Genomic DNA, 12,617 nt, shown 5'->3' with positions numbered 1-12,617 from the left:
AGGCGTTTTTTTGCTATCTTCACACATGGCTGATCCTCCTTGTATGGACGGTGACTTCAGACACCACCATCTTAACAACGCGAGGCTCTCAGCCACCCTATTTCCTCGCACTCCTTGCGGCTTAAGGTAGTGCCATGACGGTCAGAGACAATTTATTCCGAAGGGGTCGATCGGGGTCGGACCACCACAAACCATTGATCGACCCGGACAAGTCCCTACAATAGCGCTCTGCAGGACGCTTAGAACCCCCTTTTTGGTGGCAAAAAGATAGTTTTAAGAGGTCTCCGCAATGCCGCGTGCCAATCGTCACTTCTTACCTGGTCATGTCTGGCACGTCACCCATCGGTGCCACGAGCGGGACTTTCTGTTCAAGTTCGCTCGGGACAGAAACCGCTACCTGCGTTGGCTCTATGAAGCACGCAAGCGATTCGGGTTGTGCATCCTCAACTATGTGGTGACGTCCAATCACATTCATTTGCTGGTCAAGGACACGGCGGAAGGCGTCATTGCCCGGAGCATGCAACTCGCTGCGGGAAGAACGGCGCAGGACTACAACCGCAGGAAAGCGCGTCTGGGCGCCTTTTGGGAAGACCGCTATCACGCCACCGCCATCGAAACCGATGCGCACCTGCATCGCTGTCTTGTCTACATCGATCTGAACATGGTGCGTGCCAGCGTGGTGCGTCACCCATTCGGAATGGGAACACGGTGGCTATGGCGAGATCCAGGAGCCGCCTGATCGCTATCGCCTCATCGATCTTGCCGCGCTCAGCACGCTATGCGGTTTCGGCAATGTCGCGGCCTTCCAGGTGGGACATCGCCAATGGGTGGACGCGGCGCTGCGAATGGGCGCAATGACGAGAGACGATCGTTGGTCGGAGTCCGTCGTAGTCGGAAGCGAACAATTCGTCGAGCAGGTCAAGACCGAACTGGGTAGCGCGGTCGGGCGTCGCCAGATTGCCGCAGAAAATAAAACGTACACCCTTCGCGAGCCCTCCCCGCCTTATAACCATCTTTTCGAGGGGAATAATGGGGTGCTAAGCCAAAATAACGCCTATCTTTGGGATACTATTCTTGATAGTACAAATACATAACGTGGTCCGACCCTCATGGCACTACATCACCGAGCATGCCTTTCATACTCACGGCAATAGCGACAAGTGCCGTAAAGATCATGCTCTACAAAATCGCTCTTTCCGATAGATCATTGGTTTGCGCCAGTGTCCCGCGTGATATTTTTCGATAGTCGTATTTCATAGCCGCATCCCGCGCAAATGTTGCATGTTGCATCAACAAAAAGGGTGCGCTCGGGGGCTTCCCGGGAGATCGCGTGCCTATAGTCGGCTGTGTGGCTAAAGTCTCCGAATTCTCCCCCGGCGCGCCCTTAGTGCTGCAATGGTCATGCCAGTCCGAGGCGCTGTAAAAATAACACCTTCGATACGATCAGAAAACGCTCTGTTTTCGAAGACAAAATAGAAATGCCGGCTATCGGACGGCTAAGCATGTCGTAAGGTCAACACGGAGTACGGTCACAAAGTGTCAAAGAATGCCTCAATGTCATTGAGGCGTGCGGATGCTCTGCGTTTGGCACCCGAGCACTGACGAACCCGGCCATTATTTTGCCGAGGGAAAGCGGCAACTGATCGACTCACTTTATGGGGCGATGATTCAGACTGCGCACGCCGGCAACGATGCGTTTGCTGCGATCGACAAGGCGCTGGGCAAACCTTAACACTCTCGCAACCTGAGCCGGCACTACTACTGACAAACCACTATATGTTGTGGTATCCTGCTCGCGTACCGAGCTTTTCGGTATAGACGACCCCGGGTTCTTGTCCGCCCCCGGACGGTGGGGCTCGTCGGACCCCTTGGTCCCTTCCTCCCTACGGAACCAAGGGGCTTTTTATTTCGTCACGCCATACTGTCCCGCGCTATAAGAAGTTACCCGCCGCAGTATTTTGAAGGGCATGTGTTCAAACTATCGCCCCGTTACCCGCCGGGATAGGCTGCTAACGTTCTTTGGCGTTGAGCGCGAACGACATGAGCCGATCCCGGAGGAAACCTGGCCGCTTGGATTCGCACCGTTCGTTCGCCTGCTCGAAGATGGATCAGGCAACGAGGTTATCAACGATGGCATGTTTGGGTTGTTGCCGCGCTTCGCGACGGAACTGGCCTACGGTCGGAAAACTTACAACGCCCGGTCAGAGACGGTCGACAAGCTGCCCAGTTTTAAAGAGTCATGGGCGCATGGCCGGCGTTGCATCGTGCCCGTGGGAGGGCAACGGGGTCACCTTGAGCTAGCCCCTATATGGCCGGCAACAACTTCGACTGGCAAACCCATCGCATGACGCACTTGTGGAACTTCGCGAACCTCACGGATGCTGCGAAGGAATAGACAGCAACCCAGTCCATTCGCCGGCCCTACCGCGCGCGCTTTGCTTTAGCAGGCGCTGCACGCCTTGCAGTGCTTGCCTTGACGTGGAAGTGTGGGAAGTGGGTCTACCATCGAAATCATGCGGCTGACGGTGTCCTGTCGGAGGCGTAGGATAAGTCTCCGACGGGGGTGTGGCTCATGGGGTCCGTGGCGGCCTGGCTGACCACTCGGCTCTGAAATGCCGCCCCCGTCTTCTTGCATCATCCGTGACGTCTGCCGGGATGGTGCCCTCAATCGATGTGGCTCTGTAAGTAGACGAGACGTGCGGATGGTTTGGTCGCGTTTATACGAGGAGGCACACGCATGAAAGCCAACGAACTTCAGGTCGCAGTGGATGTGGGCGCGCGCACGCACCGCGTGGCGGTGGGCGATGGCTGCGGTCGGCTCCTCGAGGAGTTTGACCTGGAGCACACTGCGGCGGGTTTTGCGGGCTTCTTCATCCGTATCGAACGCCTGCGCGGAAGACGCAGCGCACCGGTGGCCGTGGCGATGGAGGGATTCAATGGCTGGGCGCGCCCGCTCGATCGGCAGGTGCTCGAGCACGGCTGGAAGCTCTACAACGTCAACAACCTGAAGCTCGCGCGCTACAAGGAGATCTTCCCGGCACCGGCCAAGACCGACGCGATCGACGCACGGCGCATTCTGGAGCTGTTTCGGCTGCGCGGCGACCTCGCGGTGGCGCGCGGGGTGCTGCAGGAAATAGTGGCCGTTACCCAAGAGACCGAGCGTCTGAAGCGGCTCACCCGCCGGCGCCGGCAGTTGGTCAACGAGAAAGTCCGGGTACTGAACCGCATGCAGTCGGACTTGCAGGCGGTGTGTCCGGGGTTGTTGGCGATCACGGCGCAAGCCGACAATCTGTGGTTCCTGAGCCTGCTCAGCGCCCGCGAGGACATGCGTAGACTCGGCCGGCCTGCGCCCGACTTCGCTGCTCGCGCTCGAAGGCGTGGGGCGCGCTTATTGCGCGAAGATCGAGGCTTGGCAGCGCGAAGCGCTCTTCTCGCACGAGGCCGAGTGGGCGGGTCCGATGATCGTGGCCGATGCGCGGCGCGTGCTCGCACTCAAGGGCGAGATTGCCGCGCTCGATCAACTCATCGAGCCGCTCACCGAGAGCTGCGAGACGGCGCGGCGGCTGCGCACGATTCCGGGCTTCGGTCCAATCTGCGGCGGTGAACTGGCCGGCGAGATCGGTACCATCGAGCGCTTTGCCACCGAAGCGTCGCTCGCGCTCTACCTGGGCATGGCAACGCTTGATCACAGTTCGGGCACACATACCGGCACCAGGCGCCCGCGACAGGTCAACACCCGGGCCAAGGCGGCGATGATGATCGCGGTGGCGCGTCATATGGAGCAGGTAGCAATCTCGCGTGCTTACTACGATAGGAAGCGTGCGCAGGGCAAGACACACAACCAGGCCGTTCGTGCGCTCGGACGACAACTGGTGCGGGTGATCTGGTCGATGCTCAAGCATCAGCGCGATTACGAGGTGCGTTGAACAATCCGCTTGCAATTTCCAGCGGGATGTTCAGGCCTGCATAATTGCATAATGGCAAGTCGACGCACTTCGCGAAATAAGTTTTGGCGATCATTCCGATGTTCCGAAGCTCTGGAACTGTTTCAAGTCCTCACCCAGCCGCCGACGCGGCTTTCGTTCGCCTGCATCCACGTGAGCGCCGCATCGCGAGGCGTTTTCTTCTCGACGTTGACGAGCCAGTCTATCTCGGTAACGCCGTCGAGACCGAGATCGATGCGCGCCAGGACAGCCCGCGCCGCCGGTTCTAGGCGGCATAAAACGGGTTTAAGGGTTCGATGAAAGCAAGATCCCTTGGAGCGCTAGTCGAACTTCATTAATAGTCTGGGAAGTCCAGATCCTTTGTTTCGGAGAATGCCAGTGAGACTCAGATGCGCACGGCGCGGCATGACAAAGTCCTCAGGAAAGAACATGCTTGTCATATACACTGACCGGAAATGTGGTCTGTCCCCGATCCATTGTGAAAGGACGAACAACATCATATGCGCAAGATAAAAATTAAGAACCTCTTCATCTTATTGGTTTCGGCGCCCTCCTGCACACTTGCAATTGCTGACGACCAAAAGGAAAGTCTGCAGCTAATTAAGGATTTCGCCAAAGAAATGTGCTCGAGCATTCCCCTAGAAAGCACGAAGAGCGAGATAAAGTTGAAGGGTGATGCCCAAGCTAAACTGACAGGTGTTATCAAAAAGCTGGCCGATCTCGGAGCGTCCGGAGCAGTTGACTACTCAAGCCAAAAGGCGCAAGGCGTATTGCAAAGCGATCTGGCAAAAGCATTGTCAGACGCGAATAACTGTCGACTGCACATATTCGACACATTGGAGAAAAAACTCCTGCACAGAAATCCTGTTGTCAATCAGCCCAAACCCGTCAAAAATAAATCCGATCGCCCAGAAGAGACCGCCGTGAATGGCACGATTAACTTCTCAAGTGAGGCTGGCGACTATATCGGAGGCGGGAAATCGATGGATATATCAGATGAAAATGCAAAGCTCTCTGCGATTGCAACGGATAGGACTGTGTCCGTACATATTCGCGGAGATGATGATTGGAATATTATTTTCGAAGCTCCCGAGGGTAAGAGATTGGTGGTTGGAGCCTACGAATTAGCGCAGAGGGCACCGTTTCACAACCCCGTCAAGCCCGGATTGGAAATTTCTGGTGCAGGGCGTGGATGCAATACCCTCGCCGGTAGATTTGACATACGAGCTATTACATTCTCGAAAAAGAAAGCATTGGAGTTGTTTGACGCCGAGTTTGAGCAACATTGCGAGGGCAACTCGCCCGCTCTCCGCGGACGCATTCAAATAAAAGCGCGATCGAATTCTTAAATTGCTTTTTGCTCTGGCAGTTCAAAAAATAGATCAGATTCAATTTGCCCGCGGCCTCGTCAAGGAGGGCTACAAGGCGGGCCTGCTGCTCTTCGAGGAAGGCCGGGTGCGCCCCTGTCTGCCGACAGTCGTAGAGCGACTTGCCCGGCGGCGCGCGTCGGCTGGTCCAGAAAGCCGAGGGCATCCGCGCGACCATCGTCAATGGCGTCGTGACCCTGGAGAACGGCGAATCCACCGGCCACTTCGCCGGCGAGGTCATCAAGGGAAGGCTCGCGTCGTAAGAGACGCATTACCAGATTGAAAACGCCGTTTCCCCCTTGAGGCGCGCCGAGCAGCTCGCCTTGATGTGGGGCTTTCGACGAGCACTGTTCGAGTCCCGCAGTGAGGCGCGTTGTGTGCGCCTCGCCAGGTCGAGTTGCGCAGTCGCCATCGAGGCAGGCAGCACAGGGATACCCCGTGAATACGGGGCGCGACTCCAAGGGCGGCCTTCTTTGGGTTACCTTTCTTGGCCGCGCAAGAAAGGTAACCAGCCGCCGGGCTGCCCCCGGCCTAGCGAAGTACTTAGCGTGGTCCGACCAAATCGTCGCTCGTCGAGCGCGTGCCCCGTCCTGTCACGATGTGCCAGATCAGCGCGACCGGTGCACCGAGGCCGATGATCCAATGCACCATGCTGACGACAGGCCGGGTTTGCTCGTCGCTGTAGTACAGCACATACCCTGAAATAATCAGCAGCACCATGATCGCGACGACGACGCAGCCCGCCAGCAGATTCTTGCGTTGATGCCAGCCGACGCGCACGTGAATCGGCAGCAGGGATCCGGCGATGATGAGCATGAGCACCGCGGCGGTGCCGTGCAGGCGCAGCCACCACTCCTCCATCGGATGCGGAGGTTCGCCGTACTCCCCATGCTCCCGCATGAAATAGCGGTACACCAGCCACAGCGCCCCGGTAGCAAACAGCGCGGCGCCGCTCCAGTAGACCCAGTGGCGATGACCTCGGGAGAGTCGCATCGCCTTCCTACGTGCAGTAATTCATTGCGGTACGGCAGCGCGTTTCGCCGATCTACTCGCGACGTTGATCAGGTCGCCCTTGTTGCCACCTTCGAATGCCATCAGGTAGGTGAGCACGTCGCCTTTCTCGAGCGTCGTGCATTCGCGCTCCAGCAGGAGCAGGCAGTTCAGCCTCAGGAAGGTTTCGACGTATCGCGGATCGCTGAGACGCTTCGGATTCGCGGAGGGGGCGAAAGGCTCTATGTGGCGCTTCTTGGCATGCTTGGGATCGGGGTGCTCCCAATCGTTGATGACATGACAGGTGCGACAGGGGATGTCCGTTTGATGCGCAAGCACCGAGTAGCGCGCGTCCTTCAAATGGCACGACGAGCAGCTCCACAGGCCAGTGGCGCCTTTGACCTTATGCGGTTCGAGATAGAACGCCTCGCCGCGTTCGGCGGAGAATCCGGCGAACGATGGGTCTTTCGCGCGCTCTTGCGCCGCGTACCCAGCCAGAACCTGCTGCGGCGTTTCTGCCCGCGCAGTGCCCGCAATGAGATGACCACACCCCAATACGATCGACGCGACTACCACGCTTCTCAGCATCTTCTCCTCCGATTGCTTGTTATTGTCGTTGGCGCCGCGTGTGTGGAGCTAAATGCATGGCCCTTACGCACGTACAGCATACGCCATGGCGAATCAGTCTGTCGCATCCCGCCAGCCCCGACGCGACCATGATTCTAGCTCGGGTTTGGAAGCTGGGGGAGAATCGAAAACCTGGCCATTTCAAAAAGGGGACGGATTTATTTTCCCCGACGGCAGGTGTAGGCTTTCGTCATACCGCCTCGAATTGACGGAAGTTCCCCCATGCCCCGGATTGGAGGGAGATGCGATGCCATCGGAAATCGGAATCAATGCGCAAGCGCGACTCGTTGAATTCGAAGACGGGCAAGTCCGGGTCTTATATGACGGCATTCAATACGCCAGGGATCAATTGGTTCCCTTCCACATTTTTGGCGTGGACAGCAATCCCACCAGGCACTCGACCGCGGGCGCCTTTGTGACCACCTTCATGTACGCCAAATTCGGAATAGATGAAACTGTCTGGCCGGCGCTTGCTCGCCAGTTTGTCAATTCGCCATGATCGTAAATGGGGGACAGCCCACCTTTCCCGTTTCAGCACAAGGAAGCGCAGAGGAAGCGCACAGAGGAAGTGGAGGAAGCGGGTCATGGGCCTGTATAAATGCATAAAGCACTAATAGCAATACCAGATTGAAACGCCGTTTCCCCATGTGGCGCGCCGAGCAGCTCGACTCGCCGGCCCTACCGCGCGCGCTTTGCTTTAGCAGGCGCTGCACGCCTTGCAGTGCTTGCCTTGAGGTGTTCGATCAGCCAGCGCCCAGCCGGGCCGGGCGGCCTGTCTGTTCGGAACACTGCGGACATCACCATAATGAGGTTGGCGTCGGGTATGTCCTCGATCCCGATTTTCACCAAGGATCCATTTGCCAAATCGGTTGCGATCACGCCCGCCGGCATGCCGCCCCAGCCCAGACCTGCGCGCAAGAAGGCGTGCTTCGCGCCGAGGTCGGCAAGCCGCCAGGTGTTTTCGGAAAAAACGCCGAACTCTTTTCCCTGCGACAGTTCGGAACGGTCCGTCAGGACGAGTTGCCTGTGCTGCGCAAGGAAACGCGATGGAATTGCGCCCTTGAGTGACGCCAGAGGATGGATCGGGGACGCAACAAACGCCCAGCCGACGCTGAGCAGGCGCTCGCGTGTGAGGTGTGCCGGGGCGGTGGGCAGAGAGCCCATCACCCCGAAGGCACAGCGACCGTCCATCACCGGCTGCAAAACCGCACCCAGTGCTTCGACATACAGCCTGAGCGGCGTCGCTGGAAATTTTTCTTGAAATGCCGCGATGGCGCAGGTGAGCTGTTCGAGCGGGAACATCACGTCCACCACGACGCTCAGTTCGGGCTCGAGGCCGTCCGACAGGCCCTTCGCCCGGGCCTTGAAAACATCCATTCGACCGACGACCGCGCGCGCTTCGGCAAGAAGCGCCAAGCCCTGACTGGTCAACACCGGGGAGCGGCTGGAGCGGTCGAACAATTTGACGCCGAGCTGGGCCTCCAGATTCGCAAGCGTTTGGCTGATGACCGATTGCGCTCTTCGCAATCGGCGTCCGCCCGCCGAAAAGCTTCCTTCATCGGCTGCCGCGATGAAGATGCGCAGGTGGTCGAGAGAAACGCCGTCGAGCATATATCGACGCCAACGATGGTTTGTATCGAAAAATATAGGCTACCACGATTGGAGACGCGGCGATATTGTGCTTTCGACGAACCGAAAGGATTAAAAGCATGACCGTCATTTCCGTCATCGTTGGAAGCACGCGCGAGGGCCGTTTCTCGGAAAAGCCCGCGAAGTGGATTTTGCAGCATCTGAAGAAGCGCGATGGCGTCGAAGCGAGGCTGTTGGACCTCCGCGATTTTCCGATGCCCTTCTTCGACCAGCCCGTGCCACCCGCCATGCCCGGCCGGCCGCCGTATGAGAACGACATCGTGAAGCAATGGACCGCCGCGATCGCGCAGTCCGACGGCTTCGTCTTCGTCACCCCTGAATACAACTACGGCCCCGCAGCGGTGCTCAAGAACGCCATCGACTGGGTCTATCCGGAGTGGAATCGCAAGGCGGCGGCTTTCGTGAGCTATGGCGGTGGGGCGGGCGTACGCAGCGTCCAGCAGCTCCGCGAGACCGCGGTCGAACTTCAGCTCGCCCCGGTTCGCTCATCGGTCCACATCCCTGCCGCGACGCTGTGGGCTCACTTCCAGGGCGGCGATGTTGAAGCGGGACTGGCTCAGCTTGAAGGGCCCGCCGGGATGCTGATCGACGATCTGCTGTGGTGGACCATGGCGCTGAAGGCGGCGCGCGCCCGCGCGTCCCGATCCGCCATTGCGCAGCAACGGCTCTGATTCCTGCGCTTTTTTTCAGAGGAACCCCAATGATCCTTGCACCTACTAGATCAATCGCACCACGCCTGGCACGGGCGATCGCGCGTCGTACCCGTGGTCAAGCGCACGGTCCCATTACTCGTTTGATGAGCCCGTCCGACTTCGGCGAGATCCTGAAGCCGTTCGTGTTCCTCGACCTTTTCGACCATGAGGGCGCACCGTTCAACGGGCCTCTGCACCCCCACTCGGGTATCGCCACCCTGACCTACGTTGCGGAAGGTGCGGTGAGCTATATCGATCCCGACAACATCAGGGGCACACTACCGGCGGGTGGCGTCGAATGGATGCAGGCTGGACGCGGCATGTGGCATGGCGGCGGTCTCGACAAAGCAGGCCGGACGCGCGGCTTCCAGTTGTGGATCGCCTTGCCGCCGGAACTCGAATTGGGCCCAACCGTAAGCATCTTTCAGGCGCCCGAAGATGTGCGGGAAGATGGCCCGGCACGCGTCCTGCTGGGAAACTACCGGTCTGCATCGAGCGCCATCGAGTCCCCTTCGCCGATCAACTATCTTGCCGTGCGACTGAAGGCCGGCGAGCACTGGCGTTACGAGCCACCGGCGGGCCATACCGTTCTCTGGGTCGCCATCGCATCGGGTGTCTTGTCGGCGCCCGATGTACTGCAGCACGGCGATCTCGCAGCTTTCGAGCCGTCGAGCCAAGCGGTGGAATTCAAAGCGCTGACCGATACCGAGTTCGTTCTCGGCTCGGCCGCTCCGCACGAGCATGATCTCGTCCCCGGCTACTACTCGGTCCACACGTCGCCGGACGCGCTGCGCGATGGTGAGGCGCACATTGCGGCGATTCGGACGCGCCTCGTTCAAGAGGGCCGTCTGTGAACACACCCGTCGCCCGGTCCGGGCACCCGACCTCCGAGTAACTTCAAATTTGAACAAGGAGCTTACGATGATAAAAATCTTGCGTTGCGTGGTCGCGATATGCGGCGCCGCCATCATGGCGGCGGCGCATGCCGATCTTCCTCCGGCGCCGGGCGCACCGATCGCGCCGATGAAGGAAACTTTCGAGAAGCGGGTCGTGGCGACGGGCCTCGCCAATCCGCACAACATGGTCTTCGGACCGGACGGGTACCTTTGGCTGACCGAGCAGATCACCAAGCGCGTCACGCGCGTCGATCCCCAGTCAGGGATGACAATAGTCGCCGCACAGATTGACGACGCGATCCATTCCGAAGACGCCCAGGATGGCCTGCTCGGACTGGCCTTGCACCCCGACCTGCTCAAGGGCAAGGGGCACGACTTCATCTACGTCTCGATGACCTACGACGCGAGACAAGGCGGCATCACGCCCAATCGCACCTTGATCCGCCGCTACACGTACGACGCGAAGGCGCAGAAGCTCGCGTCGCCGGTGGACCTCATCAAGGGCCTGCCTTCCTCGCACGACCACCAGTCTGCGCGCCTGCTGTTCGGCCCGGACCAGAAGCTGTACTACTCGATCGGCGACCAGGGCGCGAATCAGTTGGCATATCTCTGCGTGCCCAACCAGGCACAAACGTTACCGACGGCCGACGAAGTGAAGGCGACTGACTGGCGGCACTATGCCGGCAAGATTCTTCGACTGAATCTCGACGGGACCATTCCTGCGGACAATCCCGTCATTCACGGGGTAAAGAGTCACGTATACGCATGGGGCATCCGTAACACCCAGGGCATGGTCTTCAGCCCAAGTGGCAAACTGTTCGCGACAGACCATGGCCCGAACAGCGATGACGAGTTGAACCTCATCCTGCGCGGCAAGAACTATGGCTGGCCCTATGTGGCCGGCCGCAAGGACAACGCCGGCTACGCCTACGCCAACTACTCTGCCACCACCGGCGGATGCGAATCCGTCAAGGATCCTGCGCAAAACGGCAAGACGGCCCCGCCGGGGGTTCCTGTGCAGAAGGAGTCGGACTGGTCAGATCCCGATTTCGTCGAACCGATCAAGACGCTGTTCACAGTCGACAACGACTACAGTTACACCGACCCCGCATGTGCCGATAAAGACCTCTTCTACATCTGCTGGCCGACCATTGCGCCGTCTTCGGTCATCTACTACAAGGGTGGAAAGAGCGGCGTTCCCGGCTGGGAGCATTCGCTGCTGATCGCCAGTCTCAAGCGCGGCGTGGTCTATCGCGTGAAGCTGGACGACACCGACAGCCTCCCCGTGGGAGATGCGCAGCCAATGTTCCGCGCGGTGGATCGCTATCGCGAGGTTGTTGTCAGCCCTGATGGGGGGACTATTTACGTTGCAACCGACGCTGTTCACCTAGGAACGACGGACGCCGGAAGCGCAGCGTTCAAGCTGGAAAACCCGGGCGCGATCCTGGCCTTCAAATATTCAGCACCCAAATAGCAACCGCGACGCCGGCCAACCTCTCCAATGGACAGTGCGCTGTCCACTCGTGATGGCGACGGGCGCGACGTGCAAACGATAAAACCTTTCGTGCGATGGTCCTTGTGCGCGGCATGCCCGAATCATATTGATCATCTATTTGGAAATGGAGCGCAGTTGTGAAGCGGATCAGCAATATATTTGTTGTGGTTGGCCTGGTAATGCTGGGCCTGACAAGCGCGGAGACGTATGCAGGTCGGGAGATCGTGACGCGCAGCGTCGAGGACGCCCACGCGGACCTGATGCGTACCTACAAGGCGCCGGGCGGGCCGCCTGCCGGTATTGTGCATTCTCGTAGCGCGGAAGACGCCAAGGCGGACATGATGCGGGACTGGAGTGCAAAACCGTCTAATTCGCCCGGCGTGGCAGTCCACGCCCGCAGCATTGACGAGGACTATATCGATCTGATGCGCATGTGGACGGGACACCTTCCGGATAGGAACTAGGGAAAGGCGGAAAATGATCAATCGACCCAAATCGACCCTCATCAACTATGACGGCCTGATGCAGGCGAACCTCGCACGGGTGTTTGGCGAGCGCGACGCCGGGCGGCGCATCGGGGCGATCCGTGAGCTCTATGCCGAAGACGCCGTGCTGCATGAGCCGCACGCCTCCGTCAACGGCCACGCGGCAATCTCCGAAGCTGTGACTGCGCTGCTTGCCAGCCTGCCGCCGAACTTCGTCTTTCGCGCGGTTGGACCGGCTGTCGGTCACAACGGTGCCGCGCGCTTGCAATGGCGCTCCGGCCCACCTGATGGTCCTACTGCCGTCACTGGCACCGATGTCGCTCTTTTCGAGGGAGGACTCATTCGTTCCCTCTATGTTTTTCTCGATCCCACCGGCACCTGAGTGTTTGTTTGAGCTCTACGACGTAATCGGGGCCTAACGCCCAAGCCGAGCCGCTGCATAAGAACGGACGGGGTCTACCATCGAAATTG

At 59.2% G+C, this 12,617-nt stretch carries 13 protein-coding genes and 2 pseudogenes; 12 read left to right on the top strand and 3 right to left on the bottom strand.

Annotated elements, in window-relative coordinates; all coding sequences use genetic code 11:
* Positions 1-289: 289 nt before the first annotated feature.
* From HY067_11145 to HY067_11120, 6 genes and pseudogenes are all read left to right on the top strand, one after another.
* Positions 290-1,094: pseudogene (locus tag HY067_11145) on the top strand (transposase).
* 479 nt (positions 1,095-1,573) lie between these two features.
* Positions 1,574-1,732 (top strand): hypothetical protein, encoded by a 159-nt coding sequence (locus HY067_11140; GenBank protein MBI3528512.1) that lies wholly within the window; start codon positions 1,574-1,576, stop codon positions 1,730-1,732.
* Positions 1,733-1,967: 235 nt separating this feature from the next.
* Positions 1,968-2,348 carry an SOS response-associated peptidase family protein gene (locus tag HY067_11135; GenBank protein MBI3528511.1) on the top strand — a complete coding sequence of 127 codons (381 nt, stop codon included), beginning with the start codon at positions 1,968-1,970 and terminating at the stop codon, positions 2,346-2,348.
* Positions 2,349-2,737: 389 nt separating this feature from the next.
* Positions 2,738-3,926 (top strand): annotated as a pseudogene (locus HY067_11130) (IS110 family transposase).
* Between the two features lie 518 nt (positions 3,927-4,444).
* Positions 4,445-5,293, top strand: a complete 849-nt coding sequence (locus tag HY067_11125) for a hypothetical protein (GenBank protein ID MBI3528510.1) — start codon at positions 4,445-4,447, stop codon at positions 5,291-5,293.
* A gap of 140 nt (positions 5,294-5,433) precedes the next feature.
* The gene (locus HY067_11120) at positions 5,434-5,574 is read left to right on the top strand and encodes a hypothetical protein (protein MBI3528509.1); all 141 of its coding nucleotides are present in this window, start codon (positions 5,434-5,436) and stop codon (positions 5,572-5,574) included.
* Between the two features lie 280 nt (positions 5,575-5,854).
* Here the strand turns inward: HY067_11120 and HY067_11115 are convergent, their stop codons facing one another.
* Both HY067_11115 and HY067_11110 read right to left on the bottom strand, forming a co-directional pair.
* Entirely contained in the window at positions 5,855-6,304 is a 450-nt protein-coding gene (locus HY067_11115) for a DUF4405 domain-containing protein (GenBank protein MBI3528508.1), read from the bottom strand.
* Between the two features lie 21 nt (positions 6,305-6,325).
* Positions 6,326-6,889 (bottom strand): DUF1924 domain-containing protein, encoded by a 564-nt coding sequence (locus tag HY067_11110; protein ID MBI3528507.1) that lies wholly within the window; start codon positions 6,887-6,889, stop codon positions 6,326-6,328.
* A 286-nt stretch (positions 6,890-7,175) separates the two neighbouring features.
* Here HY067_11110 and HY067_11105 point away from each other — a divergent pair, with 286 nt between their 5' ends.
* A complete protein-coding gene (locus tag HY067_11105) occupies positions 7,176-7,427 on the top strand; it encodes a hypothetical protein (GenBank protein MBI3528506.1) in 252 nt (83 codons plus the stop codon).
* Positions 7,428-7,606: 179 nt separating this feature from the next.
* Here HY067_11105 and HY067_11100 read toward each other — a convergent pair whose 3' ends face one another.
* A complete protein-coding gene (locus HY067_11100; protein ID MBI3528505.1) occupies positions 7,607-8,539 on the bottom strand; it encodes a LysR family transcriptional regulator in 933 nt (310 codons plus the stop codon).
* A 98-nt stretch (positions 8,540-8,637) separates the two neighbouring features.
* Between HY067_11100 and HY067_11095 the strand changes: the two genes are divergently transcribed.
* From HY067_11095 to HY067_11075, 5 genes are all read left to right on the top strand, one after another.
* Positions 8,638-9,249, top strand: a complete 612-nt coding sequence (locus HY067_11095) for an NAD(P)H-dependent oxidoreductase (protein MBI3528504.1) — start codon at positions 8,638-8,640, stop codon at positions 9,247-9,249.
* Between the two features lie 29 nt (positions 9,250-9,278).
* The gene (locus HY067_11090) at positions 9,279-10,124 is read left to right on the top strand and encodes a pirin family protein (GenBank protein ID MBI3528503.1); all 846 of its coding nucleotides are present in this window, start codon (positions 9,279-9,281) and stop codon (positions 10,122-10,124) included.
* A gap of 67 nt (positions 10,125-10,191) precedes the next feature.
* Positions 10,192-11,640, top strand: a complete 1,449-nt coding sequence (locus tag HY067_11085; GenBank protein ID MBI3528502.1) for a PQQ-dependent sugar dehydrogenase — start codon at positions 10,192-10,194, stop codon at positions 11,638-11,640.
* 158 nt (positions 11,641-11,798) lie between these two features.
* On the top strand, positions 11,799-12,125 hold the full coding sequence (locus HY067_11080) for a hypothetical protein (protein MBI3528501.1): 327 nt from the start codon (positions 11,799-11,801) through the stop codon (positions 12,123-12,125).
* A 13-nt stretch (positions 12,126-12,138) separates the two neighbouring features.
* Positions 12,139-12,528, top strand: coding sequence for a nuclear transport factor 2 family protein (locus HY067_11075; protein ID MBI3528500.1), 390 nt, complete (start codon positions 12,139-12,141; stop codon positions 12,526-12,528).
* Positions 12,529-12,617: the final 89 nt, after the last annotated feature.

It is taken from the genome of Betaproteobacteria bacterium (assembly GCA_016194905.1).
GTDB lineage: Bacteria > Pseudomonadota > Gammaproteobacteria > Burkholderiales > JACQAP01 > JACQAP01.
Note: the sequence above shows the minus strand (reverse complement) of the source record. Positions and strands in the feature narration are given on the sequence as shown.

Coding starts and splice junctions, on each gene's coding strand:
- HY067_11135 (MBI3528511.1), top strand. CDS start 1,968: ATGTGTTCAAACTATCGCCCCGTTACCCGCCGGGATAGGCTGCTAACG.
- HY067_11085 (MBI3528502.1), top strand. CDS start 10,192: ATGATAAAAATCTTGCGTTGCGTGGTCGCGATATGCGGCGCCGCCATC.
- HY067_11100 (MBI3528505.1), bottom strand. CDS start 8,539: ATGCTCGACGGCGTTTCTCTCGACCACCTGCGCATCTTCATCGCGGCA.
- HY067_11095 (MBI3528504.1), top strand. CDS start 8,638: ATGACCGTCATTTCCGTCATCGTTGGAAGCACGCGCGAGGGCCGTTTC.
- HY067_11115 (MBI3528508.1), bottom strand. CDS start 6,304: ATGCGACTCTCCCGAGGTCATCGCCACTGGGTCTACTGGAGCGGCGCC.
- HY067_11090 (MBI3528503.1), top strand. CDS start 9,279: ATGATCCTTGCACCTACTAGATCAATCGCACCACGCCTGGCACGGGCG.
- HY067_11075 (MBI3528500.1), top strand. CDS start 12,139: ATGATCAATCGACCCAAATCGACCCTCATCAACTATGACGGCCTGATG.
- HY067_11140 (MBI3528512.1), top strand. CDS start 1,574: ATGCTCTGCGTTTGGCACCCGAGCACTGACGAACCCGGCCATTATTTT.
- HY067_11110 (MBI3528507.1), bottom strand. CDS start 6,889: ATGCTGAGAAGCGTGGTAGTCGCGTCGATCGTATTGGGGTGTGGTCAT.
- HY067_11105 (MBI3528506.1), top strand. CDS start 7,176: ATGCCATCGGAAATCGGAATCAATGCGCAAGCGCGACTCGTTGAATTC.
- HY067_11125 (MBI3528510.1), top strand. CDS start 4,445: ATGCGCAAGATAAAAATTAAGAACCTCTTCATCTTATTGGTTTCGGCG.